A 23810-nucleotide genomic window follows, 5' to 3' on the forward strand; every position below is an offset into this window, starting at 1 on the left:
TTGTCAGGCCAATATTAGTATTTTAAAGGCCGTATTCTTCTTTTTATTTCTTTCAATCTATTTTTAATTCTCATTTTTTTTATCAAATTTTTGACGAATAAAATTAACAAATAGACTTGTACGTTGGGCAAGATGTTTACGTTTAGGATAAAGGATATATAAAGGCAAACGATTAGGTGTAAACCAATCAGGCAAGATATTAATAATATGTGTTCGTTTATCACTATCTAAGTGACTGAGCGCCATTTCATCAAGCATAGCAATACCACAGCCTTTGATCATAGCCTCGATCATGACGGTGACTAGGCTAAAACTCATGGCAGGTTTAAGGATAATATTTGTCTTTTCTTGTGTTGTTTGATTAATAAAGCACCATTTATCGAGCGTGAATTCGCTATTTCTATAAATAATGTGGTGATGATCGCGCAAATCCAATGGATGAGTAATCGCTGGATGATCTGCTAAGTAGCTTTCATGAGCAAAGGGTTGGCATTGAAGGTGACGGATATAATGACCGACATAGCCTTCTGGTGGCGTCTCAGTGAAATAAATGGCGACATCAAAACCTTGCTCTATTAGATCTAATGGGGTTTCAGTAAAAGCGACTTCTAATTCAATGTTTGGATGACTCAAATTGAAATCGGCAAGATGTTCACTTAATAGCATCGAGCCAAAAGAAGCAGACGCTGCGATACGAAGTTTGCCATAAACCGAATTAGTGACATCTAATCCTTCGTTTATGGCTTCTGCATGAGCAAACAGTGCTTTTACTTGCTTATAAAATTCAAGCCCATCATAGGTGAGGTGAAATTGGCGAGTTGTTCGCTGTATAAGCTGAGTATCGAGTAGTGCTTCGAGTTGGCGTAACTGTCGACTGATATGCGCGCTTGAGCAATTCAATCTTAGCGCTGCTTTTGCAATGCTTTTTTCTTCACATAACGCCAAATAGATGGGTACGTAACTTAGCCACTTTATTTCCATATGGTAATTATTAATCTCTAAATGGTCGCTTCTGGTAAGAATAAAGAACAATTAGACTAACTGCAATCAATCAACAGGACGTTTAATATGCAGTTTGAAACATGGCTTGAAAGCCAAAAATTAAAAGACACCATTACTAACCCCAACATAGAAGTTGGTGATTACAGTTATTATTCTGGTTATTACCACGATAAATCTTTTGAAGATCAAGCAGTACGCTATTTGCTTGGCGATAAGCCAACCAAAGAGGTTTGGCAAAGCGGTATGTTTGGCGAAGTGGATAAGCTGATCATTGGTAAATTTTGCTCTATTGCTTCTGGCGCGACTTTTATGATGGCGGGTAATCAAGGACATCGTATCGATTGGATTTCAACCTTTCCCTTTGGTAATGATTTTGGTGAAGATGTGCCCAGTGGTTTTAAGCGAGCAGGCGATACCGTGATTGGCAATGATGTATGGATTGGCTCTGAAGCGATGATCATGCCTGGAGTAAAAATTGGTAATGGTGCTGTAATTGGATCAAGGGCGGTGATCACCAAAGATGTTGAGCCTTATAGCGTGGTTGTAGCGAATAATCATGTGGTGAAACAGCGATTCACGGCAAAGCAAATTGAGATGTTGACTGAAATGCAGTGGTGGAATTGGTCAGAGCAGCAACTGAAACAAGCGATGCAAGTTATGTGTAGCGGTGATGTCGAGCAGCTTTATGGATACTATCTTGAAAACATTAAGCGTTAGCCACTTTTATACTAAGAATTGCAATAGGGCAGCTGATACTGCCCTATAAGATGAGATAAAAGATGTTAATTACTGTACGATTTCACCGCTTTCAATAACGGTTTGACGTACTTTATCTGCAAACTGCAGCGCCTCTTTACGAATGTTATCTTCATTAACAGTCAGTACGTTTCTGTTTTCCATAATCACTTTACCGTCAACAATCGTATGCTTTACGTTCGTTGCGTAAGCAGAGTAAACCAGTGCTGAATATGGATTATAGACAGGTACCATATTTGGCGCTTTGGTATCAATAACGATAACATCTGCCAACTTACCGACTTCTAAAGAACCAACTTTATCTTCCATATGGAGTGCACGAGCAGCACCGATCGTTGCCATTTCAATTACATTTTTAGGTGGCATGGCTGCACGATCTTTATTAACTAACTTATGTACTTTTGCAACTTGGTTAAACTCATCGATAGTACTTAGCGTATTGCCTGACATTGGACCATCAGTGCCTAAGCCTATACGTAAGCCGTCATTAAACATTTGTAATGCTGGTGATACACCTTTTGCTGATTTAATGTTTGCACTCATATTATGTGCAATACCCACATCGTACTTTTTTAAGATAGCGATATCTTCTGCGTTTGCATCAATAACGTGTGCTGCGACTAAGTTCTCGTTTAGTGCGCCAATAGACTCCATGTATTTTACAGGAGATAGGCCACCAGAACGTTTTGCAATAACCTCGCGCTCACGATCTGATTCAGCTAAGTGCATCATCACTGGAACATCGTATTTCATCGAAAGTTTGGCAATAGTTTGCAGAGTTTCTGTTGAGTTGGTGTATGGGCCATGTGGCGCAAATGCCATTGTGATACGTGGGTGATCTTTATATTCATTAATCAGTTTTTCTGCGTATTTAATGCCATCTTCCGGTGTTTTAGCACTTGCTACAGGGAATTGAATAATGGTTTCACCTAAAATCGCACGCATACCAATTTGATCTACGGTTTTAGCTACTTCGTCTTCAAAGTAATACATGTCAGCGTAAGTTGTTACGCCACCTTTCACCATTTCAACGTTACCTAATTGAGCACCGATACGTACCATTTCACGTGATACCAGCTTTTTTTCTAATGGGAAAATGTAACGGTGAAGACGATCTGGTACATCATCTGCTAATGAACGGAAAACAGTCATAGATGCATGAGTGTGGGTATTAATAAGACCTGGCATCACAATATCGCCATCAGCATCGATTGTTTTTACTGATTTATACTCATTAATGTCTGAGCCATCAGTAACAGCGACAATTTTATTATCTTTAATTGCAATTAAACCGTTATCAAAAATCGTTTTTTCACGATCCATGGTCAGTATGTGACCATTCTTGATTAATAGATCAACATTTTCGATCGCAAAAGCAGAAGCGCTTGGAAGAGATAAAGTTGCTAATGATGCAGCAAGTAATGTTTTCTTTAACATCGAGTATCACCGAAGGAAGGTATTTTTCGCAGATAATACTGAGTAATTTTTTATTGAAAATAATAATTTCAGTTATTACTTTTAATTGTGATCAAAATCGCTATGACTGGGGTGTTTTATGCTTTTCAGCGATAATAAAAGGCGTGTAATCGTTTGCTATTGGAAGGTGAGAGAATTAATTACTTTTCAGATGACAATAAAAAGTGATGTTGAAGACAGATATATTGTAGTTTAAACACTAAATTTCTATGACACAGATAATACTTGAAATAACCGATATGTAGTTTACTATACATCGAAATATTAGGAGCATCGTCATGACACGTAAATTAGCTTTCGCAACAGCAGCGTTACTCTCAACACTCTCTTTTTCTTCTTTTGCTGCTGATAGCAACATTACGGTATTTGCGGCTTCGTCATTAACCAATGCGTTAAATGACATTGCAGCTAAATATCAAAAGGAGACTGGGGTTAAAACCACGCTTTCATTCGCTTCATCTTCAGCGCTAGCGCGGCAAGTTGCACTTGGTGCACCAGCAAATATTTATTTATCAGCTAACGAAAAGTGGATGGATTATGTAGAGCAGCAGGGCGCGGTCATTGATAATAGCCGTGTCGATGTTCTAAAAAACAGTTTAGTGATGGTTGCGCCTACTGATTATCCACAAAATAATATCAAGCTGACAGCAAGCTGGGATTTATCTAAAGCCTTAGACGGTACACGTTTAGCGGTGGGTAATCCGGCAAATGTTCCAGCAGGACGTTACGCTAAGCAATCGTTAGAGTATCTAAAATTATGGCAGCAAGCAGAGCCCTTATTGGCAATGGCGAATAACGTACGCTCGGCATTAGTGTTAGTTGAACGCGGCGAAGCGAAACTTGGAATTGTATATAAAACCGATGCAGAGATTTCTAAAAAAGTAAAAATCGTTGCGACTTTCCCTGCTGATTCACATAAGCCAATTACGTATCCAATGGCATTAGTCAAAGGTAATGCGACGCCTGCGGCAAAAGCGTTTTATGAATACTTACAGCATGACGAAGCCAAAGCTATTTTTAAACAATATGGTTTTGGTTTTGTTAATTAAGACAAAAAGTTAGGTAATAAATCAATCATATTATGGTTAAACGACGTTATAGATAAAACGAGGCACTGAGCACTTCGCTCCGTGCTTTTTTGTTTATTTATAGAGCAACTACGAAGTTTTATACACATCGTTACTGACTATGACGCAATGATTACTTATGCTATCGCTATTATTACGAATCTCATGCAGAAAAGAGCATGGGTTTAGATTGAAACACAGGATTGTTCGCTTTGCTCACTGATTATGAATTACAAGCGTTATTATTAAGCCTTAAAATTTCAAGTGTTGCTGTGCTATTTAGCCTTCCTTTGGGTATTGCTTGTGCTTGGTTATTGGCTCGTCGAGATTTTTGGGGTAAATCATTATTAGATGGTTTCATTCATTTACCCCTTGTTTTACCTCCTGTTGTGATTGGTTATTTATTGTTAATTTCAATGGGAAGACAAGGCGCCATAGGCAAATGGCTTTATGAGTGGTTTGGCTTTAGTTTTAGCTTTAGTTGGCGAGGGGCAGCTTTAGCGGTTGCCGTGGTCTCTTTTCCATTAATGGTGCGTTCTATTCGCCTTGCCTTAGAAGGGGTCGATAAAAAGCTCGAACAAGCTGCTCGTACACTAGGCGCATCCCCCCTACGTGTATTTGTCACCATTACGTTACCATTAACGATCCCTGGTATTTTAACAGGCACAATTTTAGCCTTTGCTCGTGCTCTAGGTGAATTTGGTGCAACGATTACCTTTGTTTCTAATATTCCTGGTCAAACTCAAACGATTCCATTGGCAATGTATTCCTTTATTGAAACTCCAGGGGCTGAAAGTGAAGCGGCCCGTTTATGCGTGGTCGCGATCGTGATTGCCTTGTCTTCATTATTTGCTTCTGAGTGGCTAACACGGCTTGCTAGAAAACGGTTGGAAGTAATGTAATGACAACTAATAAACGATTAAAAATTAAATTTAAACAACAGTTGGGTGATTTGTCGCTAGATGTTGATCTCGATGTGCCCATGAAAGGGATCACTGCGATCTTTGGTCGTTCAGGAGCAGGTAAAACGTCGTTAGTGAATGTTCTTTCGGGCTTAACAAAGCCAGATAACGGGGTTATTAAGCTTGGTGATAGAACCCTTTATAGTAGTGAAGAGCGGATATTTCTTTCGCCAGATAAACGCAAAATTGGTTATGTATTTCAAGATGCGCGTTTATTCCCTCATTACAGCGTCAAAGGTAACTTAAACTACGGTGTGAAAGTGCCTGATGAAACGCATTTTAATGATGTCGTAAAACTGCTTGGTATTGAAGCGTTATTACACCGTTATCCCTCGTCACTCTCCGGTGGCGAAAAGCAGCGGGTCGCGATTGGACGTGCGTTATTAACTAGACCTGATATGTTGCTGATGGATGAGCCATTAGCATCATTAGATATGCCGCGGAAACAAGAGCTAATGCCTTACCTTGAGCGTTTAGCTAAGAGTGTGAACACACCGATTATTTATGTAACCCATAGCCTTGATGAAATCTTACGCCTTGCCGATTCTATGGTGATGCTTAACCAAGGTAAGGTATTAATTTCGGGTCATGTGAATTCAGTGTGGAGTTCACCTGAAATGCGCCCTTGGTTACCTGTTAAAGAGCAAAGTTCATTACTCAGTGCACGGATTAATTATAATCATCCTAAATATGCATTAACGCAGGTAATGTTAAGTCATGATTCATTCTTATGGGTCAGCCGATTAGAGCAGCAGCGAGGTGAATGGGTGAGGGTACGTATTTTTTCAAATGATGTATCTATTGCTCGTGAACAACCCACTCAAACCAGTATTCGTAATATCTTAGCCGCAAGCATTGACAAAATTCATTATGCTGAAGGTGAACGTGTCGAAGTAAAATTGCGTGTTGGTGAAACGCATTTATGGGCAAATATTACTACATGGGCTGCTGATGAATTAGCGTTAAAGATTGGCGATAAAGTCTATGCGCAAATTAAAGGCGTAAGTGTGACTAAAGATGATTTAGCATAGTGATAATCGCAAGATGATAGAGAAAAACCAACGTAGTATTGATACTAGCTGGTCTATTTATCGTTTTTAAAATTGCTCATTAGGGGCTTTGATTACCCGAATTAAAAAGTGGTGGGTGATCCAAATTACGATTGAAGTTGCTATCACTGCAACGAAAATAGAGCTGAAGCGATATAAAATAGAGAAAAAGGCATCTTTTTGCTCGGGTATTAATGATGTTGTAAGCGGTACGGTTAAGGCCGACATCGCAGAAAAAGCAATACTTGATTTTATGGTACCTTGTGCAATCCAGTGACAGAAAAAGCCTGCAGCTATCGCATAAGCCATCAGAAATAATATGCCGTTATTAACCCATGAATAAAGCCCTAACTGGATAATCATACCCGCTAAACACCCCAAAAATGTCCCTGTAATACGTATTTTAGCGACAGCGATGGAGCCTATTAGTGTCATTGGCGCGAGCACAATGAAAATAGAAGCTTGCGCGGATAATGAATCGCGTAAATCCCCAAATTGAAACAAAAGAAAAGCAACCATTGCAACTATCCAACCCAGTGCGGCTTGGCGGATCATCCCGATATGATCAACGCGCTGTGTGTCATTATTTATACTAGGTGCTGTTTGTTCTTTATCAGATTCAGGGAAAAGAAAATACGCAAGGGCGCAAATAGGTGCAGTTATTAATCCACTCATCCACAAGGTGATATTGAATTCTTCAAGATCAAATCCGGTATAACTCGCAAAGTTAAGCGCGATTGAACCAACTAACAAACCAGTGAACCCAAATAAATAGGTTGTAGGGTTTATCATCGCTTTGCATTTTGCCATTAGCATAATACCAACAGCGATAGTCATTAAAACAGGGTAGGGTTGCAAGAAACCTGAAATAAAAGTCACTTGTACTGTAACCCAGATAATTCCTAAAATCAGTTGCACAAGCAATGATAAATTCCAGCGTTCTGCCTTCATTAATACCATTATTGGCAGTAAAGCAGCGAAAAAACCATAAGACCAACCAAAAATCATACTAATAGCGAGCCCTAAAATACATCCAAACCAGATCCGCATTGTTTTCATTATTAGCTCCTTTTTTAAGCGATAAGAAAGGGCGATCAACCATAAGGTTGATCGCACTGCGGTTAGTAGATGTAGTGCAACCAACTCGCTAGGTGAATTTGAATACTCGCTAAGGTTTGCCATAACAAGCTGTTATCTGAATAAATAACAACAGTAGCACGTGAGCCAATAAACAATTGATGTGGTAACGGCGTATCACTGGTTAAATTAACGCGCACACGCTGTGCGTCACGTACCCAGCGGTTATTAACCTCAACAGCACTTAATTGACCGTTTGGTGTTTCTTGTGCTGCGGCGACACCAAAGTCTCGATTAGCGATATGGAAATTGAAAACTTGACCGGGTAATGCATCGTAGGTGACATAGGCAACAGAGTCTTTATTAATTAATGCTGTAGACTTTTCACGATAATCAGCTGAAACCCACATAGAACTTGTTGGAATAAATGTAAGCATAGGTTTGTTTGCTGTAGCCATTGTACCTACATCAACTTGTAGATTAGTAATGACGCCGTTACTTGGTGCAATAATTTTAGTATGTTTTAAATCAAGTTCTGCCTGTTGTAGAGCATTTTTCGCGGACATGACTGGTGTTGTTTCACCGACTGTATTTCCTAATTTAGCTTTAACGGCTAACAGTTGCTGTTGTGCTGCATGTAATGTCGATAATGCACTACGATCTTTCGCGAATGCTGAATCACGCATAGACGCAGAGACTAATTTCTTCTGCGCCAGTTTATTTATACGACCATATTCATTTCTTGCGTTGTCATAATTGGCTTGGCTGGTGGCAACATTCGCTTTTGCTGCCTCAACTTGTGCTAACAAAGATTTTTCTTGTTCCAAAGATTGTTGTAATGCCAATTTTGCGCGGTCAACGGCAAGCTCATACTTAGATGGATCTATAGTTAATAACACCTCACCTTTTTTTACTTTCTGATTGTTAGTGATCGAAACTGAGGTGATATTGCCAGAGACTTCTGGAGCAATTTGAACGACATAGCCACGAACACGGCTTTCTGTTGTAAGTGGAATATGCCTATCTGCAACAATGATATACCCCATGAAGAGTAAAAACAGGATGATTAATCCTTTCATCCAGTGACGGAATGTTGTGTCAGCATTTGCCATGAGCGTCTCTTTTTATAGTGATCTTTATCACATTATTATAAAGTGTGTGTATTTGATTAAATAGACTAATAAGTATTACACTTGCGTTCTATTTTTAGGACAATGGTTGTATGTGTTATGAAAGCATCGTTAGATGATATTTATTTATTTATGTTAACGGTCAGACATGGTGGGATCAGTGTTGCGGCAAAAGCACATTCATTACAACGTTCTAAAATTAGCAGAAGAATACAACAACTTGAAAAAGATCTTGGTTGTCAGTTATTGATAAGAACAACACGACAAATTGAATTAACTGAAAATGGACGGTTGTTTTATCAATATATCAACCAGCCATTAAGTGAAGTTGACCAAGCGGTGAATTTAGTGAAAAGCCAGCAACAAGCATTCAGTGGTGTGCTTAAAATGGCGATTCCAGCAGCCTTTATTTCATCCTCTGTTTTTCTTGAAATATTGGATCGATACACAGAACAATTTCCAGATGTAACATTAGATATTATTCATCGGTATGAAAGCATCGATTTAAAAAGAGAGAATATCGATTTACAGCTATTGCCAAACATTGTTGATGTGATTAACGAAAACTATGTTCAACAAACGTTTCTGAGTTCAGCGAACCGTTTGTATTGTTCTCCTAAATATCTTGAGTCATACCGTTTACCAACGACGATGGAAGCGCTTTATCAACACCCGATTTTAACGAGCCGATATAACTCAACGTTATTGCCAGAAAGAATGAATGTTCGTTTAGTTTCAGAAGATTTTGGTTTAATTAATCACTTAACTGAATCAGGTAGAGGAATCGCTATACTGCCAGTTGTCTTATTTGAAGATAAAGTTGCCAGCGGCGATTTAATTCCAGTACTTCCAGATACCTTTGAAATAGATATTGTTATGACGTTAGTGTATCCATCCCGTCGTTTTATTCCGAAAAAAACACGAGCCATGATTGAATTACTACGTGAGCAATTTTCAAAGTGATTAAACTGATAATGAAAGAATACGTGAGATTATAAGAAACGTTTAGCGTGCTCACAAACCCACAGTGGGTCATCAAGCGGTATATCGTGACCTGCTGTGGGGTGAATATGAACAGGCAAATTCCAATAGTTAGCTAAATCAATACTGCACTGGTAATTTACGAGCTTGTCTTGCTCGCTTGTAAGTAAACTAATTGGCTGAGATAGCTTATTCGGTAATATAAACTCACGACTAGCATTGAGTTGATTAAACATGTTGAGACATGAAATGGGATGTTGTTCTTTCCAGTTAGCCCAGCGATGAGATAAAGCAATAAGTTCAACGCTATCCCATTGTTTATTTGATGTTAAATGAATGATTTTTTCTTCTTGTTTTAAGTTTGGTAACCATAAAATTTGGAAAATATCGATATAGCGCTGCCAACGTAAACGTTGATGAAAGGGAGAAAGGCTTTGGGTACTGGTATTAATCAATATCGCTTTACGAATATCATTTGGAAATAATGTCATCCACTTTAAAGCAATCATTCCTCCCATAGAAATTGCAATAATATCGGCTTGATGATCTGGCTGTAAAGCATGGAAATGTTGGTGCAGATCTCGAGCAATGTCTTCAAGGCTCGATGGTGTTTTTTCGTTATTACGAGTGCCATTGCCTGCAATATCAAGACAAACAATATTTGAGCGGGGAAAGTTTGATTTCAGCGTTTGCCGAAAGTCCCCCCAATGAAATTGGTCTCGGAATAATCCTCGCAATAATATAATAGTGTGTTGTTTGGTCATATTTAAAAGCCACAGTAGTTTATTGTTGTTTTTTATACCAGCGAGATAATGCTTGTTGTTTGTAGTAAGGGTTATCTGCGTGATTGAACCATGACGGGTAGTTTGCAGTCGCATTGATCATGAAATCCATCAGCACAATGTGTTTTTGTAATACGCGTTGTATGCGTTGAGGTTTCATGGGGTTAAAAATACCCAATGCTTGCCGAATTTGAAGTGGATTTTTCTTTATCCAACGCCAAGATCCCATTTCTAATGTTAGTGGTAGTATAGCCTGTTGTTGCCTTAAACATTGTAGGGTGATGTGATCCCATAAATCCCCATGACAGAGATAGTGCAAAGCCTGAGGCTCAAAAATATAATTTTGATTAGGGTAAGTCGTCATAAATCTATGTCGGAGATGGTAAACATCACCAATATAAGGGAAGGCTCGTGTTGCACTATGGGCATAAGGAAACCAAATTCTATCTTTTAAACCAAAGCCGGAGTGACAATCTAACGACAGTGTTACAGGTCGAGATGTTGTTAAGTCGGTAACGTAACGGGTTAATGCTTCTGCTTCTAATTCCATTTGTTGACTGTTGTTTCCTCTAAACCAAGGGATGCGAGGAGATAAGCGATGTCCACCAATTAAAAAAGCTGTATTTTCTTGACTGTTTAAAGGTGCATTTCGCATTAAATCAACATGATTACCATTTGAACGGTAATTTTTCGCCATCCCTACAGGGTTTACTAAAGGAATAAAAACGATTTGAATCTGCTGTAAAAGATGATGTAGCGTGGTATCCCATGTTATGCGTTCGATGATTGTATGCAGATATGACAGCAGTACTTGAGTGCCAATCCGTTCCAAACCATGAACACCGCCTACAAATAGCATTAATGGTGCATTTGGCTCAGGCGTACCAAGATGAATCGCATAGAGTGGTAAGTTATTTTTATTGTGCTGAGGAAAATGATCATTGCAAGGGATGTGGGCAAATACATTACAGTGAAATGGAACAGGGGATTTGTACTGGCTTAACCTTTCAATTAACGTTTCAAGTTGTAAGAGTTCTGGTAATAACGTTGAAATCGGGGAAGTTTTAGCGTTTAGCAAAAGAGCCTCACACACAAAGATAAAAAAGAAACAATATCAGTGTATGTTGACAATTAGATGTCAGGCTCTTTTTCTATTAAAGCTTATGCAGACTCTTTCTTGGCTTTTACTAAGCGAAACTGTGTTGTTTCCGCTATCCATTTTGGTCGGTTGATAGCATAGCCGAGTAACAATGCTGGGACTAAAAAAACAATGTGGGTCATCGCAAGATGAAGATCTTTAGCAACTAAATCTGTTGCCCCTGTCATATAGTGAATGGCTCCAACAGCCGCAAAAATAATCCCAAGTATTGCTAAGATAAACATACCGACAACACCAAGGCCTAAAATGTCGCGAATATAAATTCTTATTGGATTCATAGTATGGTTCCGAATCAAACTTATCTGAAAAAGTGATAAGCATGGCGATAATAATCAGAATACTATGCGCTTTAGGTTGAATGTATTTATTGATCTGTCTCACAATTACTGTGAGACAGATGAATAAATAAGCATTATTTTGCTAAGCGTGGAATAACCAGTGAAAAGCTGTTGAGAATAACTGTTTGCCGTTTGTCTCAATAACTTTACCTTTTGCAAAAATGATACGGTCAAAAGGCCATGTTAAGATCTCTTGAATTGATTGGCGTAATCTTACGCGGTCGGTAAAACTGAGTCGTAAATAGAAAGGCATGGCTGGGTGAATATAGCAACCGTTTAGAAGCCCATAACCTATACTCAGTGGGTGCTTCTTATCAACCATCCATGCAAGTAAATCACCCAAAATTAATGTTTTTGATAAAGGATCACAAAAGGCGATTTCTTCAAAGTTGTCACTACCCTTAATTAAGGTTTGTAATAGTTGTCCTTGCCATAAAGCGGGAGTGTACTGGCGTAATACGTCGTCAAACGTTAGATCTCCACGTTTTTGTTGTAAACCAGGAGCGGCAAAGAAATAGGCATCTGGATAAGCGAGCCACCACTCTGATAAATAGTGATGATAGCTTTGATTGGGAGTGACAACGGCGACAATTTCACCCAGTTGCTCTATGGTTGATTTCAATGCATTGTCGAGTTCAACAGGGGAGTGAATAAACAAACGATCATCGTCTAATTTTATCACTGTCATTTTACAACCAACCGCAATACCGTTGGTTTTCATGGCAAAATCTTGATACCAAAGTCTATTTTTATAACATTCGATCATACCGCTTCCTGCGTACTACATTGATAGATTATGTTGTAAACGGTCATTCCTTGACCGTAAATCATCATGAAAATTCTTTCATTAGATTATCATTAAGATATTGTTAAAATCCATCACTCTTTATGTTTCTTCAATACTTATACCGTGGTGCGTTTAATCTTTTTCATCATGTTGTGGCCAAACAGATTCACAACAGCTCCCGAAATAATCAGTACACCACCGAGGTAGGTCCAAATAGATGGGACTTCTTTGAAGATTATAAATCCAAGGATGATTGATAAGACAATTTGAACATAAGAGTAAGCTGTTGCTTTTCCTGCTGTTTGAGTTTGCATCGCTTTTGTTAAGCCGACTTGTCCTACTTGTGTAAAAATGCCGACTAATATTAGGCAGATAGTGGTAGGTAAATCAGGGACAACGAAGTTATCAGCGATCAAAAGTAGGGCTAATGGTAAGGTGATCAGCGGGAAGTAAAAGATAATGACGGAGCTATCTTCCGTGCTACTGAGTTTTTTCACAATAATATATGAAATAGCACTAACGAAAGCACCGATTAATGCAATCATGACGCTAAATAAGGGCAGGTGAGAACTTCCAGATGTTAATGTTGTTGGATTAACGATAAAAAATAAGCCTAAGATACTCAAAAAAATGCACACTAGCGTTGAAAATTGAACGCGCTCTTTTAAGAAGATGACGGCAAGTAAAGCAGTAAATACGGGATTGGTGTATTGCAAAATGGTAGCTTCGGCAAGGGGAAGTGTAGTAACAGCATAATAAACACATGAGAGTCCAATAGTACCTACAATACCTCGAACAACTAATAATGGCTTATTATTCCCCCAGACCGAAATGCCTTTACGCTTAATATCTAAATAACTAATGATAAGAGAAACAACAGCACGCGCCGCAACAATTTCAAAGACTGGAATGCCTATTTGGTTAACGTATTTAACGGTAGAAGACATTAAGGCAAAACCGAGGGCAGAAAGGAGCATAAAACGTGCGCCTAATGGAATTAAACTCTCATTGCTGGTGGTCATTAATATATGTCTTATTTAAAGTGATTAAAAATATCATAAAGGAAGCGATTTTATTAACAATGGTTGATTGTAAAAATGTAGTTAATTATTCAAAAGTAACGATCAATGCAATACTTGCTCGAATTAGACGTTGATCATAAAAAAAGAGATAAAAACATAACGGTTCTTTATCTCTTTTGTATGGATTTGTCTCTGGTTTTGCTGTTCTTATTTCTGCTTATAAAGCCCAATAAGGCCGGCACCAAAGGCAGCAATTAGACCAACAAATGCAATAATAATGTGATGGTGATGGATCCAATACATGTTCTCTCCTTAGAATGGTTTATTGTCAACCGCTTTTGCTTTCATGATCATTGGGGTAATGGTTGAGCCTTGGATCAATATTGAAAAGATCACAATAGCGTAAGTCATTAAGACAATGATTTCTTTAACACTGACATCCGGATGTGATGGTAAGTAAATATGGGCTGGGATAGCCATCGCCATAGCAAGTGCTAAGCCACCACGTAAGCCGCCCCATGTAAGAATTTTAACAGACTCTGGGTTGTATTGGCGGTAACGTGTAAAACCGATATAAGAGAGACGAATACTTAGATAACGACTTAATAATACGAGTGGGATTGCAATAATTACCGCGATGATATCAATGCGGTGGAAGCTAAAGGTGATCATCACAAAACCGATAAGAAGGAATAATACGGCATTTAAAATTTCATCGACCAATTCCCATAAATGTGCCATTTGGTCTGCCGATTGTTCTGAAATGTATTTACGCGTGATATTGCCAATTAGGATCCCTGAAACAACCATTGCAAGAGGGGCTGAAACTTCTAAATGTTCACCTAATACATAACCAAAGGTAGGAATAAGCATGGTTAATATTAAGCGCATCATATTATCGCTTGAACCTTTAATTAGGTAGTGGAATATACCGCCTAACACTGCACCAAAAGCAATACCGCCAAGGGCTTCACGAATGAAAAGTAGTGCAGTACCAGATACCGTTGGCGTTGTTTTTCCAAAAGCGACTTCAAAAATAGTAACGAAAATAACTAAACCTACGCCATCATTAAATAATGATTCACCTTCAATTTGAGTTGAAATACGTTGTGGCGCCTTTAATTTTTTCACAATTGCTAATACAGCAATTGGATCGGTAGGAGAAATAAGTGCGCCGAATAAACAGCAATAAATAAAATTGAGGTCAATACCGATAAGATTGAATATTAACCATATGACAATGCCGATAAAAAAAGTAGAAAATAGCGTGCCGACAAGAGCAAGAAAGGTAATTTCAAATTTTTGGTCTTTTAAATGGTTTAAATCTATATTTAGTGCACCTGCAAATAATAAGAAACCAAGCACACCTTTTAGTAAGAAGTCTTCAAATTTTATATGTTGAATAAGCTCTATTAACGCATTTTCTTTATCTATTGAAATATAACCAAAGCTAGTTAATGCTAAAAGAATAAGCGATATAGCGATAGACCAACCTGTAATCGCAATGGTTGTTTGAAAACGTCCAATCTTATGGTTAATTATTGAAATAAAGACTGCAATTGCCGCCATAATACATATAGTGTCATATACTGACATGAAGATTTTTCTCCCAATTCTGATTATTTTCTGACAATATTATTCAGTTACGGTTATTTATAATATAGAGCGATTTTTCAAACAGAGAGAATCACTATCAATATATCATTCATATAGTATTAATATTACCCACACATATTGAAACATTTTATACAGATTGCTATTAGAATTATTTGTATTATTTCGGAATATAAATAATCAAAAATATAGCTTGAATTATAATTTAGCCCTTAGCTTGTAAGGGGGAGATAAGCGCTTGCCAATAAGCGCTTATACAGAAAAGATGTTAGTCGTTAAGCACTGAAATGAGTAATGCAGGATCATCTGTGATGATTGTTGATACGCCCCATCGAGTAAATTTAGCTACTTTTTTAGGGTCATTCATTGTCCAAATTTGCAGTACTTTACCGGCTTGGATAATTTCTTTTGCAAGTTTTTCATTGAGAAGATGATGATCGAGATGGATACTGTACAACTTCAATTTTTCATCTAATCGTTCAATATCAGGTACCCAATCTTCAATAATTAACCCTCGGCGTACTTCAGGCCATTGCTCTAAGCATTGATGAACCGCGTTATAAGAAAAACTAGATAAAATAAGACGTTCTGGATCAAAGCCATAATTTTTTATCGCTTCAATTGTTTTTGTTACTTGTAAGGCCACTTCTTCTTCGTAATGTACCTTTATTTCAAGGTTAAGATTAAGGCCATATTCATCACAAGCGGCAAGTAGCTCATGTAACGTAGGGATGGTTTCTCCTGCAAACTCTGGTGAAAACCAACTGCCAGCATCAAGTTGTTTCAATTCCTGTAGCGTTTTATGGCGAACACTCCCTGAACCATTCGTACATCGACGTACGCTTTTATCATGGATAATAACAGGCACTAAATCTTCACAAAGTTGAGTATCCGTCTCAATCCATTTTGCACCTGCATCAGCGGCAGCTTTCATGGAAATCAATGTATTTTCTGGTGCAACAGCGCGTGCACCACGGTGTCCTGCAATCATATGAGTGTCCAAAATAAATAACCATGGGTTGTAAATTAACAAACTGATTTTCATCTATTTTAATGAACAATCAAGTGTTAATATCGCAATATCATGATGTCATTTTGTTACATTTGTACACATACATTCAATGATTTTTTCTCTACTAACAAGACATAAGGGTTACGTTGCATATCTTTGAAGTGATGGTTTTAGCAACAAACGAAAACTGATTTCATAATTGGTTTTGTATCTAGTCTCTGATTAGATTAGTATTCTGTGGTTGTCTGATTAAAAATATTTATCGTTACTATTTACGTCGTATTTTTAATGACTAGACCATTATAATTTGAGACAAGGAAAACGAATGAGACTGTCAGTGCTAGACCAACCTCTTTTTGATCATCTTTACCGCGATATTAGAGAGTTTCGTTCTACATTCGATCTTGATATCGAATCACCTCAAACACTAGATATTAAAGCAGACGCCTTACATACATCACTTGCTGTTGAAGAAATGACAGAACTAGCAGAAGCGGATTCTTTAGTTGAGCAAGCGGATGCGATCGTTGACTCTGTTTATGTGTTAATGGGGCGCTTAGTTCATCTAGGTGATAAACAAGTAGAAGATAATATCGGTATTAGTTATTTGATTGATATTCTGTTGCAAATGTCAGCTCGCCTAGGTATTGATTTTATGGCTTGCTGGAATGAAGTCCATTCTAGCAATATGAGTAAAGTGTGCCGTAATGCTGAGGAATACGCAGACACTGAAGCGTTTTATGCAAAGCAGGGCGTTGCACTAACGGCTAGCACCAAAGGTGATTATATTATTGCTAAGTGTGCTCAAGATGTAGATCTTGATGGGAAAATTATTCGTCAAGGTAAGGTACTAAAATCGGTTTATTATCGACCTGCCGATTTGGTCAAACTTGTTATCCGCTAATTGTTTAATTAGAACAACTATCCTCGCTCATGCGGGGATTTTTTGTTTTTATGTAATAACTATTTATATCAGTAAGAGAAGTGATCTATGAAACTACCTTCTAATACTCGAACTTTAACTCAAGACCTCTTTAAAATGACATGGCCGATGTTATTCGGTGTGTTATCGCTGATGAGTTTTCAACTTGTAGATAGTGCCTTTATCGCTCAGCTTGGTGTACTTCCACTCGCTGCTCAAGGCTTTACACTACCAATGCAAATGGTGGTTATTGGTCTTCAAGTTGGTTTAGGTATCGCGACTACTGCATTGATTTCACGAGTGTTAGGTGCCAATGAAGAAGTAAGAGCGCAACAACTCGGCGGTTTAGTTGTGCTTGTTGGCGGTATTGGTATCGCTTTACTCTGTGGTGTCATTTGGTCACTTCGTGATGTGATCATGCATTTACTTGATGCGCCAGCAAATGTACTTCCTATCATTGATACTTATTGGCCTATTTGGCTAATGAGTGCATGGTGTGGTTCGATGTTGTATTTTGCTTATAGCTTATGTCGATCAAATGGTAATACTTTGTTACCGGGTACCATGATGATGGTAACAAGCTTATTGAATATTGTTTTAGATCCGTTGTTCATCTTTAAATTTGGACTGGGTATTAATGGTGCTGCTTGGGCAACGATTACTGCATTTACTATTGGTATGCTGGTGGTTTTCCCATTAGTGATGAAAAAAAAATGGTTAAGCTTTCATTGGGCTGGCTTGAATATTATTCAGTCGATTAAAGAGCTTGGACATATCATGGCACCGGCCATGATGAGTCAATTATTGCCTCCTGTATCTTCTATGTTAGCGACGAAATTAGTCGCAGGTTTTGGTGCCGCTACAGTCGGCGCTTGGGCTTTGGGGTCGCGAATTGAATTTTTCTCTATCGTCGTTGTATTGGCTTTGACTATGTCTATGCCTCAGATGGTAGGAAAGCGGTTAGGTAAACGAGATATTCAAGGGATCAAAACTTTGATCAACATTGCCGTCTCTTTTGTCCTTGCATGGCAATTTATTATAGCAATCATCATTTTCTTACTGTCGTCACCATTAAGTTCATTATTGTCATCTGATGTCAAAGTACAGCAAGTGCTTTTAATGCACCTAACACGCGTTCCTATTAGTCTAGGCGCATTGGGTGTTTGTATGATTATGGTATCGATTTGTAATGCGCTAGCAATGCCGATGCGCGCATTATTTATTTCAGCGTGGCGTTTGTTTATCTGTTTCCTACCGATTTTATGGATAGGATCGCAACTTGCAGGTCTTCCAGGTCTATTTACTGGAGCAATGCTTGGTAATTTTGCGGCAGGGATCAGCGCATGGATTTTTTATCGAAAGGGACTTGCCTTGATCGATAAAAAATATCAATTTGAAGTAGATGCAGTAAGATAGCGTGTGAAACACGTATAAATGATGACAAGGATATGCATGCAAAGTTATGTAATTGAAGATCGTAAATTAACGTATTTAGATCAAGGTAGAGGCCCTGTACTCGTTTTGGGCCATAGCTATTTGTGGGACAGCAAAATGTGGCAACCACAAATAGAGGCATTGAGTCAGCATTATCGTTGTATCGTGCCTGAGTTATGGGCACATGGTCAGGCTGATGCTGCACCTGAAAAAACACGTACGCTGCGTGATTACGCTGATGATGTTATTGCACTACTTGATCACCTTAAGATAGATAACTTTTCGCTTATTGGTTTATCAGTGGGAGGCATGTGGGGAGCAGAGCTTGCCATAAAAGTACCTCAACGTGTTACAGCATTAGTATTGATGGATACTTTTTTAGGTTACGAGCCTGAAGTATTACATGCTAAATACTTTGCAATGTTAAATACAATTATTGAGCAGCAGGCTATTCCTGAGGCAATTATTGATAGTGTTGTTCCTTTATTTTTCCGTCGTCAAGCCGAGCAATATACGCCAGAGCTTGTTGATAGTTTTAGACAACATTTAGTGTCTCTGAAAGGTGATAAAGCAGTAGCCATTGCACAAGTGGGTAAAATGGTGTTTGGTCGTCGAGATACGTTTGACGATATAGCGCAACTTAAAGCACCTACTTTGATTTTATCAGGTATGGAAGATAATCCACGTCCGCCACTAGAAGCGCAGTTGATGCATGATGAGATCAAAGATAGCGAATATGTATTGATCCCAGAGGCTGGGCATATTAGTAACTTGGAACAACCTGAATTTGTAACCAAGCAACTTGAAGCTTTCTTAGCTAAGCACATTGAACGCTAATTAATAAATAAACAGAAAAAAATGGCATGACGTGCACTTAAAGATCTAGAAAAAGATCATTAAGCAGCGTTATGCCTTTTTTATAATAGAAATGTTAAGCCGTATAACTGGCTTTATGTTGTTTAATAAATTCGATCGAGTGTTGATTAAAATCATCCGGTCTTTCTACGTTGCAAACGTGCCCGCAATCTTTTAATTCAGTCAAAAAACTAAATTTATGTCGTTGAACCATCTCTTTTACTGGCTTGATAAACATATAGTCATTTGCCCCCATCAAATACAATGTCGGTATCGACAGTTCTTTTTCTTTAAAATACTTCATGATGGGGTTTACTTCTGTTGCCAGTTTAAACCATCGCTTAAATTCATTTTGACACAACTTTTTCGCTTCTCTGACGAATAAATGTCGAGACTCGCGTTGATTTTTTTGCGGCATAACAACATAGGCAAATAAACGATATAACCACATATAAGGAATAATGTGCTTACACATATTACCTAGTTTCACTAAAATTTGAGAACGAGTGTTTAAACGTGTTACTGCGCCACCTAAAATCATCGTTTTAACTCTGTCTGGTGCTATCTCTGCTAAGTTACGAATAATGATTGTGCCCAGAGATATTCCGACAAAGTGTGCTGATTGAATCTTCAAGTGATTAAGTACATGAACGATATCTTTCGTCACACTTTTAAAGGTATAGGGATTAGCGATCATGTCTTTGAACATGTTATTGGATTTACCATGACCACGTAGATCGAGAAGTAACAAATTAAAGTGTTGTTTATACGCTTTAATCTGTTTGTACCAAATTGCTGAACTGCCACCGGCACCATGCACAAACACTACCCATTCATTACTGCTTGGGTGCGGGTAGGTTTTATAAAAAAGCATGTTGTCTGTCATCAAAAGTCCTTTATACGCAAGAAGCGTGAATCATAGCATGGTGTTATTTATTAGCTCACCTGACCACAAGATAGCTATCTTATAGCCAAAGGTAGCCACTTAGTAATGAATAATTGTAATAATTCTAACAAGATCGCATAACCCAACACTACATTGAACACAAATTAAACTACATGCTATGTTTTCTTTACTAGATATAAAAATCACTTTAAAAACATATGGATAAATCTATAAATAAAAGAAAGTGAGAGTCTTTACTGATGGTTTAAGCCGTAAAGGTGAATAAAAACGATGGTTTAAACGCTTTATGATGTTTTATTTTATTTTTTTGTATCAATCGTCTTTAATCTACACTGGATTATCTATAAAGGAGTTTTCTAATGTTTAAAAAATTATTATTAACACTTGCGTTCATTGTGCCATTTGCATCTCAGGCTGCTACAACCGATACCACTAAGCTTATCAAGAAATGTGAAACCAAATATAAGGCAGATAAGCAGAAAAAAATGGATTGTATTACCAAGGTGAAGAAGTCTGCGAAAAAAGAAGCAGATAAAGCAAAAAAGATATCTTCATCTAAAGTCACTGATAGTAAAAAAGCGTCCACGACAAAGTCAAAAACAGAAGTTAAAAAGCAACTTAAAGCCGTTAATGTGAACACTGCTTCAGCCTCAGAGCTTGCAGCATCACTTCCTGGTATTGGTGAAGCAAAAGCAAAAGCGATTGTTGACTACCGCAAAAAGAATGGAAAATTCAAAAGTAGTAAAGATTTAGAAAAGGTAACAGGGCTTGGCGAAAAAAGCGTCGGTAAAATGAAGAAATACTTAAAGTTCTAAAGTAGATCTTCGCTATAAAGCCTCTTAAACACACTAGACTACTTATTGGTTGAAAGTGCTTAAGAGGTTTTTTGATTAAAGAGAAATGCATTAGTAAATGATTTCTTCATCTTCCTCATGTGGCATCAAATTAAGCACACTCCGTTTAATAATGTGCGGCACAATTGCATAAATAGGCATACGTTTTAAACGGCCACGAAAGCGTAATGATTTAACTGCAAAATGGTAATGAGAGTTTTGGTGTTTTGGAAAAGCATGATTGATAACTTCAGTAAATCTATCTTTATAAAGCCAGAAAATTGTACGCTGGAATTGTGATTGATTTAAATATTGCTGCATGTTGCTAGGAATCGGTAAATCGAATAATTTGTGACATAACGAAAGTGCAAGATACAGGCTGTTATCTTTTCCAATTTGCTGGTGAAGTTGAATTAAGTTATGCCAGAATAATCGCTGTTGTCCATAATGCTGAAATTGTAAATTTAAGTCGTATATATCACGTAAGCCATGATGAAAATCAACTTGATTAAAGAGCATAATAGCCTGATGAAGTACCATAGCCTCAGGAGATAAAAGCGTTGCTGGTAGGGCAATACTGGGAGATATATGATGGTGAAGTAAAGGTGCTTCTTTTAATTTATGGGTTAGTGTTTTAGGTAATAAATGATAATGAATAGCTAACTCAGTTCGTCTTTCTTTATGAACTAACGGCGTCGTTTGCTGAGACCAACGACAATAGAAAGTTTCCTCGTAGTCGGTTATATATTTATAACGCCATCCATTATTTAACAACCGTTGTAAAACAGCTTCTACAAATGACTTAGAAATTAATATCTCAATATTGTTTTTAATCCTACCTGAAAATGCCTCAACTTCAGAAAGTTGTAATGCGCTACCGCGAATATAGCGCCATGACGGTAATATACCTTGAAACTGTTTGGTTAACTCCTGATGTTCAAATTCTAATGATTGCTTTTGTTTTTCATAACTATGAAAGCCTGAAATTAGCTGTTGCTGGAAGAAAAGAGGAAGATCTTGCCAAATTTCATTACGTTCACAGGTTTTTTTTAATTGTCCTAGTAATGATAAATATCGAGCTTCCGTAATAATTTGGTAGAGAGATCTTGAATCTAAGGAAAGCAAAACCGTTGGAAGTCTCAACACATCAACCAGTCGTACTTGTTGAGAAGCCATAATTTCTTCCTAATAGATTGTTTAATTCATAGTCTAAGTATTAGTCTTTAATAATAAAAATCAAATTTACTCATAATGAAAGAGAATTTTTATTGCTAGGCAATCTTGAAATTAAGACACTTTTGGCTTCTATTGCTGCCGTTTGAAATTTGGTGACTGTAAATATTTTCTATCCATGTTCATAACTGTGAAATGCCACAATACAGCATGGTATTAATAAGTTAACATTCTGTATTTTATATAATTAATAGGTTTATTATGCATGTAAAGCCGTTGCTGGGTACAGAATTGATCTTGGGTGGCGCACGTTCTGGTAAGAGTCGTTTAGCGGAACAGCTCGCAGAACAATCTGGCTTGGTTGTTAAATATGTAGCAACAGCAACCGCTTGTGATAATGAAATGGCTGAACGCATTCTAATTCATAAACAGCAACGTCCTTCTAAGTGGATGCTGATTGAAGAGCCTTATGATTTGGCAAATATTATTCGTGAACATAGTAACAATCAGACATGCTTACTGATCGATTGTTTAACGTTATGGTTAAATAACTGCTTATTTCAACCTATTGGTAACCATTCATGGCAACAGGCAAAAACAGACTTTCTACACGCTATTAGTGAAGCAAAAGGGCATATCATTTTAGTGAGTAATGAAGTAGGGCAAGGAATAGTGCCGCTAGGTGAAGTTTCTCGTCGATTTGTCGATGAGAGTGGTTGGCTGCATCAAGCGATTGCGAAACAATCTGCACGGGTAATATTTGTAACTGCTGGTATACCACAAGTATTAAAAGGCCCGACGTTAAGCGTTGTATAAAAGGATGAGGATCTAATGGCAAAGATAACCCAAATAGATATTCTACGGCATGGTTTACCTGAAGGTGATAATTGTTTACGAGGCCACACTGATTTTGTACTAACTGAACAAGGTTTTGAGCAAATGAAGGTGGCCATCGAAAATCTCAAAGACCTTGATTGTATTGTAAGCTCCTCATTACAACGTTGCTCTTCATTTGCTGATTTTATGGCACAAAAATTCATGATTAATGTTTTGCATAGCGATAGTTGGCGAGAAATGGATTTTGGAGATTGGGATGGGTTAACGCGTCAGCAGTTAGTTGAACAACTTGGGGATAATATTGACCATTATTGGCACGATCCCTGGCACGTTTGTGAAGACGGAACAGCGCCACATAATGGCGAAACGCTAGAGCAGTTTGATATTCGGATAAAGCGAGCTTGGCAAGATTTATTAACACAGCAAAAAGGAAAAAAAATCTTATTGGTTACGCATTCTGGCGTTATGCGTCAGCTGTTACGTCTGTTACTAGAAATGCCACGTAATAACACCTACCTTCATCGCATTCATTTACCTTATGCCGCCAGAATGCGCATTACTGTCTATCATGATAATCAACAAGATTGGCCTCAGCTACAATGGCCGCCATTTTGTGATTAATTGCAATATCTTTA

Annotated in this window: 24 protein-coding genes; 11 read left to right on the plus strand and 13 right to left on the minus strand. The window is 37.9% G+C overall.

The genetic code is table 11. The annotated features are described in order from the left end of the window. Positions 1-63: 63 nt before the first annotated feature. Entirely contained in the window at positions 64-981 is a 918-nt protein-coding gene (locus C9J38_RS19260; RefSeq protein WP_107208506.1) for a LysR family transcriptional regulator, read from the minus strand. An 87-nt stretch (positions 982-1068) separates the two neighbouring features. Between C9J38_RS19260 and C9J38_RS19265 the strand changes: the two genes are divergently transcribed. Next, the gene (locus tag C9J38_RS19265) at positions 1069-1719 is read left to right on the plus strand and encodes a CatB-related O-acetyltransferase (RefSeq protein ID WP_107208507.1); all 651 of its coding nucleotides are present in this window, start codon (positions 1069-1071) and stop codon (positions 1717-1719) included. Positions 1720-1788: 69 nt separating this feature from the next. On the opposite strand, the gene C9J38_RS19270 is transcribed toward C9J38_RS19265, so the two are convergent. Beyond that, positions 1789-3195: an amidohydrolase gene (locus C9J38_RS19270; RefSeq protein ID WP_107208508.1), complete on the minus strand. Its 1407-nt coding sequence runs from the start codon at positions 3193-3195 to the stop codon at positions 1789-1791. A 317-nt stretch (positions 3196-3512) separates the two neighbouring features. On the opposite strand from C9J38_RS19270, the gene modA reads away from it, so the two are divergent. The 3 genes from modA to modC all read left to right on the plus strand — a co-directional run bounded on the left by modA (position 3513) and on the right by modC (position 6294). Continuing rightward, positions 3513-4283, plus strand: coding sequence for a molybdate ABC transporter substrate-binding protein (gene modA / locus C9J38_RS19275; protein ID WP_107208509.1), 771 nt, complete (start codon positions 3513-3515; stop codon positions 4281-4283). Positions 4284-4513: 230 nt separating this feature from the next. Next, positions 4514-5203 (plus strand): molybdate ABC transporter permease subunit, encoded by a 690-nt coding sequence (gene modB, locus C9J38_RS19280; RefSeq protein ID WP_107208510.1) that lies wholly within the window; start codon positions 4514-4516, stop codon positions 5201-5203. After that, positions 5203-6294 carry a molybdenum ABC transporter ATP-binding protein ModC gene (modC, locus tag C9J38_RS19285; protein ID WP_107208511.1) on the plus strand — a complete coding sequence of 364 codons (1092 nt, stop codon included), beginning with the start codon at positions 5203-5205 and terminating at the stop codon, positions 6292-6294. The genes modB and modC overlap by 1 nt, the downstream gene beginning before the upstream one ends. 66 nt (positions 6295-6360) lie before the next feature. On the opposite strand, the gene C9J38_RS19290 is transcribed toward modC, so the two are convergent. After that, positions 6361-7371 (minus strand): DUF2955 domain-containing protein, encoded by a 1011-nt coding sequence (locus tag C9J38_RS19290; RefSeq protein WP_107208512.1) that lies wholly within the window; start codon positions 7369-7371, stop codon positions 6361-6363. A 62-nt stretch (positions 7372-7433) separates the two neighbouring features. Beyond that, on the minus strand, positions 7434-8501 hold the full coding sequence (locus tag C9J38_RS19295; protein ID WP_107208513.1) for an HlyD family secretion protein: 1068 nt from the start codon (positions 8499-8501) through the stop codon (positions 7434-7436). Positions 8502-8618: 117 nt separating this feature from the next. Here C9J38_RS19295 and C9J38_RS19300 point away from each other — a divergent pair, with 117 nt between their 5' ends. Beyond that, the gene (locus tag C9J38_RS19300) at positions 8619-9482 is read left to right on the plus strand and encodes a LysR family transcriptional regulator (protein WP_107208514.1); all 864 of its coding nucleotides are present in this window, start codon (positions 8619-8621) and stop codon (positions 9480-9482) included. Positions 9483-9511: 29 nt separating this feature from the next. Here the strand turns inward: C9J38_RS19300 and C9J38_RS19305 are convergent, their stop codons facing one another. From C9J38_RS19305 to C9J38_RS19335, 7 genes are all read right to left on the minus strand, one after another. Next, a complete protein-coding gene (locus C9J38_RS19305) occupies positions 9512-10264 on the minus strand; it encodes an alpha/beta fold hydrolase (RefSeq protein WP_107208515.1) in 753 nt (250 codons plus the stop codon). Positions 10265-10283: 19 nt separating this feature from the next. Next, on the minus strand, positions 10284-11360 hold the full coding sequence (locus C9J38_RS19310; protein WP_107208516.1) for a DUF2817 domain-containing protein: 1077 nt from the start codon (positions 11358-11360) through the stop codon (positions 10284-10286). Between the two features lie 83 nt (positions 11361-11443). Further along, entirely contained in the window at positions 11444-11719 is a 276-nt protein-coding gene (locus C9J38_RS19315) for a hypothetical protein (RefSeq protein ID WP_107208517.1), read from the minus strand. A 142-nt stretch (positions 11720-11861) separates the two neighbouring features. Beyond that, entirely contained in the window at positions 11862-12545 is a 684-nt protein-coding gene (locus C9J38_RS19320) for a DUF4336 domain-containing protein (RefSeq protein WP_107208518.1), read from the minus strand. 137 nt (positions 12546-12682) lie between these two features. Further along, a complete protein-coding gene (locus C9J38_RS19325; protein ID WP_107208519.1) occupies positions 12683-13588 on the minus strand; it encodes a DMT family transporter in 906 nt (301 codons plus the stop codon). Between the two features lie 312 nt (positions 13589-13900). After that, positions 13901-15184: a sodium:proton antiporter gene (locus C9J38_RS19330; protein ID WP_199187082.1), complete on the minus strand. Its 1284-nt coding sequence runs from the start codon at positions 15182-15184 to the stop codon at positions 13901-13903. A gap of 286 nt (positions 15185-15470) precedes the next feature. Further along, positions 15471-16193, minus strand: a complete 723-nt coding sequence (locus C9J38_RS19335; protein ID WP_107208520.1) for a glycerophosphodiester phosphodiesterase family protein — start codon at positions 16191-16193, stop codon at positions 15471-15473. A gap of 346 nt (positions 16194-16539) precedes the next feature. Here C9J38_RS19335 and C9J38_RS19340 point away from each other — a divergent pair, with 346 nt between their 5' ends. The 3 genes from C9J38_RS19340 to C9J38_RS19350 all read left to right on the plus strand — a co-directional run bounded on the left by C9J38_RS19340 (position 16540) and on the right by C9J38_RS19350 (position 19407). Continuing rightward, positions 16540-17118, plus strand: a complete 579-nt coding sequence (locus C9J38_RS19340; protein WP_107208521.1) for a nucleoside triphosphate pyrophosphohydrolase family protein — start codon at positions 16540-16542, stop codon at positions 17116-17118. A gap of 87 nt (positions 17119-17205) precedes the next feature. Further along, the gene (locus C9J38_RS19345) at positions 17206-18552 is read left to right on the plus strand and encodes an MATE family efflux transporter (RefSeq protein ID WP_107208522.1); all 1347 of its coding nucleotides are present in this window, start codon (positions 17206-17208) and stop codon (positions 18550-18552) included. Between the two features lie 36 nt (positions 18553-18588). Beyond that, positions 18589-19407 (plus strand): alpha/beta fold hydrolase, encoded by an 819-nt coding sequence (locus tag C9J38_RS19350; protein ID WP_107208523.1) that lies wholly within the window; start codon positions 18589-18591, stop codon positions 19405-19407. A gap of 94 nt (positions 19408-19501) precedes the next feature. Here C9J38_RS19350 and C9J38_RS19355 read toward each other — a convergent pair whose 3' ends face one another. After that, positions 19502-20311: an alpha/beta fold hydrolase gene (locus tag C9J38_RS19355; RefSeq protein WP_107208524.1), complete on the minus strand. Its 810-nt coding sequence runs from the start codon at positions 20309-20311 to the stop codon at positions 19502-19504. Positions 20312-20691: 380 nt separating this feature from the next. Here C9J38_RS19355 and C9J38_RS19360 point away from each other — a divergent pair, with 380 nt between their 5' ends. Beyond that, positions 20692-21147, plus strand: coding sequence for a helix-hairpin-helix domain-containing protein (locus C9J38_RS19360; RefSeq protein ID WP_107208525.1), 456 nt, complete (start codon positions 20692-20694; stop codon positions 21145-21147). A 90-nt stretch (positions 21148-21237) separates the two neighbouring features. Here C9J38_RS19360 and C9J38_RS19365 read toward each other — a convergent pair whose 3' ends face one another. Beyond that, positions 21238-22341: a nucleotidyltransferase family protein gene (locus tag C9J38_RS19365; RefSeq protein ID WP_107208526.1), complete on the minus strand. Its 1104-nt coding sequence runs from the start codon at positions 22339-22341 to the stop codon at positions 21238-21240. 258 nt (positions 22342-22599) lie between these two features. On the opposite strand from C9J38_RS19365, the gene cobU reads away from it, so the two are divergent. Next, the gene (cobU, locus tag C9J38_RS19370; RefSeq protein WP_107208527.1) at positions 22600-23154 is read left to right on the plus strand and encodes a bifunctional adenosylcobinamide kinase/adenosylcobinamide-phosphate guanylyltransferase; all 555 of its coding nucleotides are present in this window, start codon (positions 22600-22602) and stop codon (positions 23152-23154) included. A 15-nt stretch (positions 23155-23169) separates the two neighbouring features. After that, a complete protein-coding gene (locus C9J38_RS19375; RefSeq protein WP_107208528.1) occupies positions 23170-23796 on the plus strand; it encodes a histidine phosphatase family protein in 627 nt (208 codons plus the stop codon). Positions 23797-23810: the final 14 nt, after the last annotated feature.

It is taken from the genome of Photobacterium sp. GB-210, assembly GCF_003026075.1.
Classification (GTDB): domain Bacteria; phylum Pseudomonadota; class Gammaproteobacteria; order Enterobacterales; family Vibrionaceae; genus Photobacterium.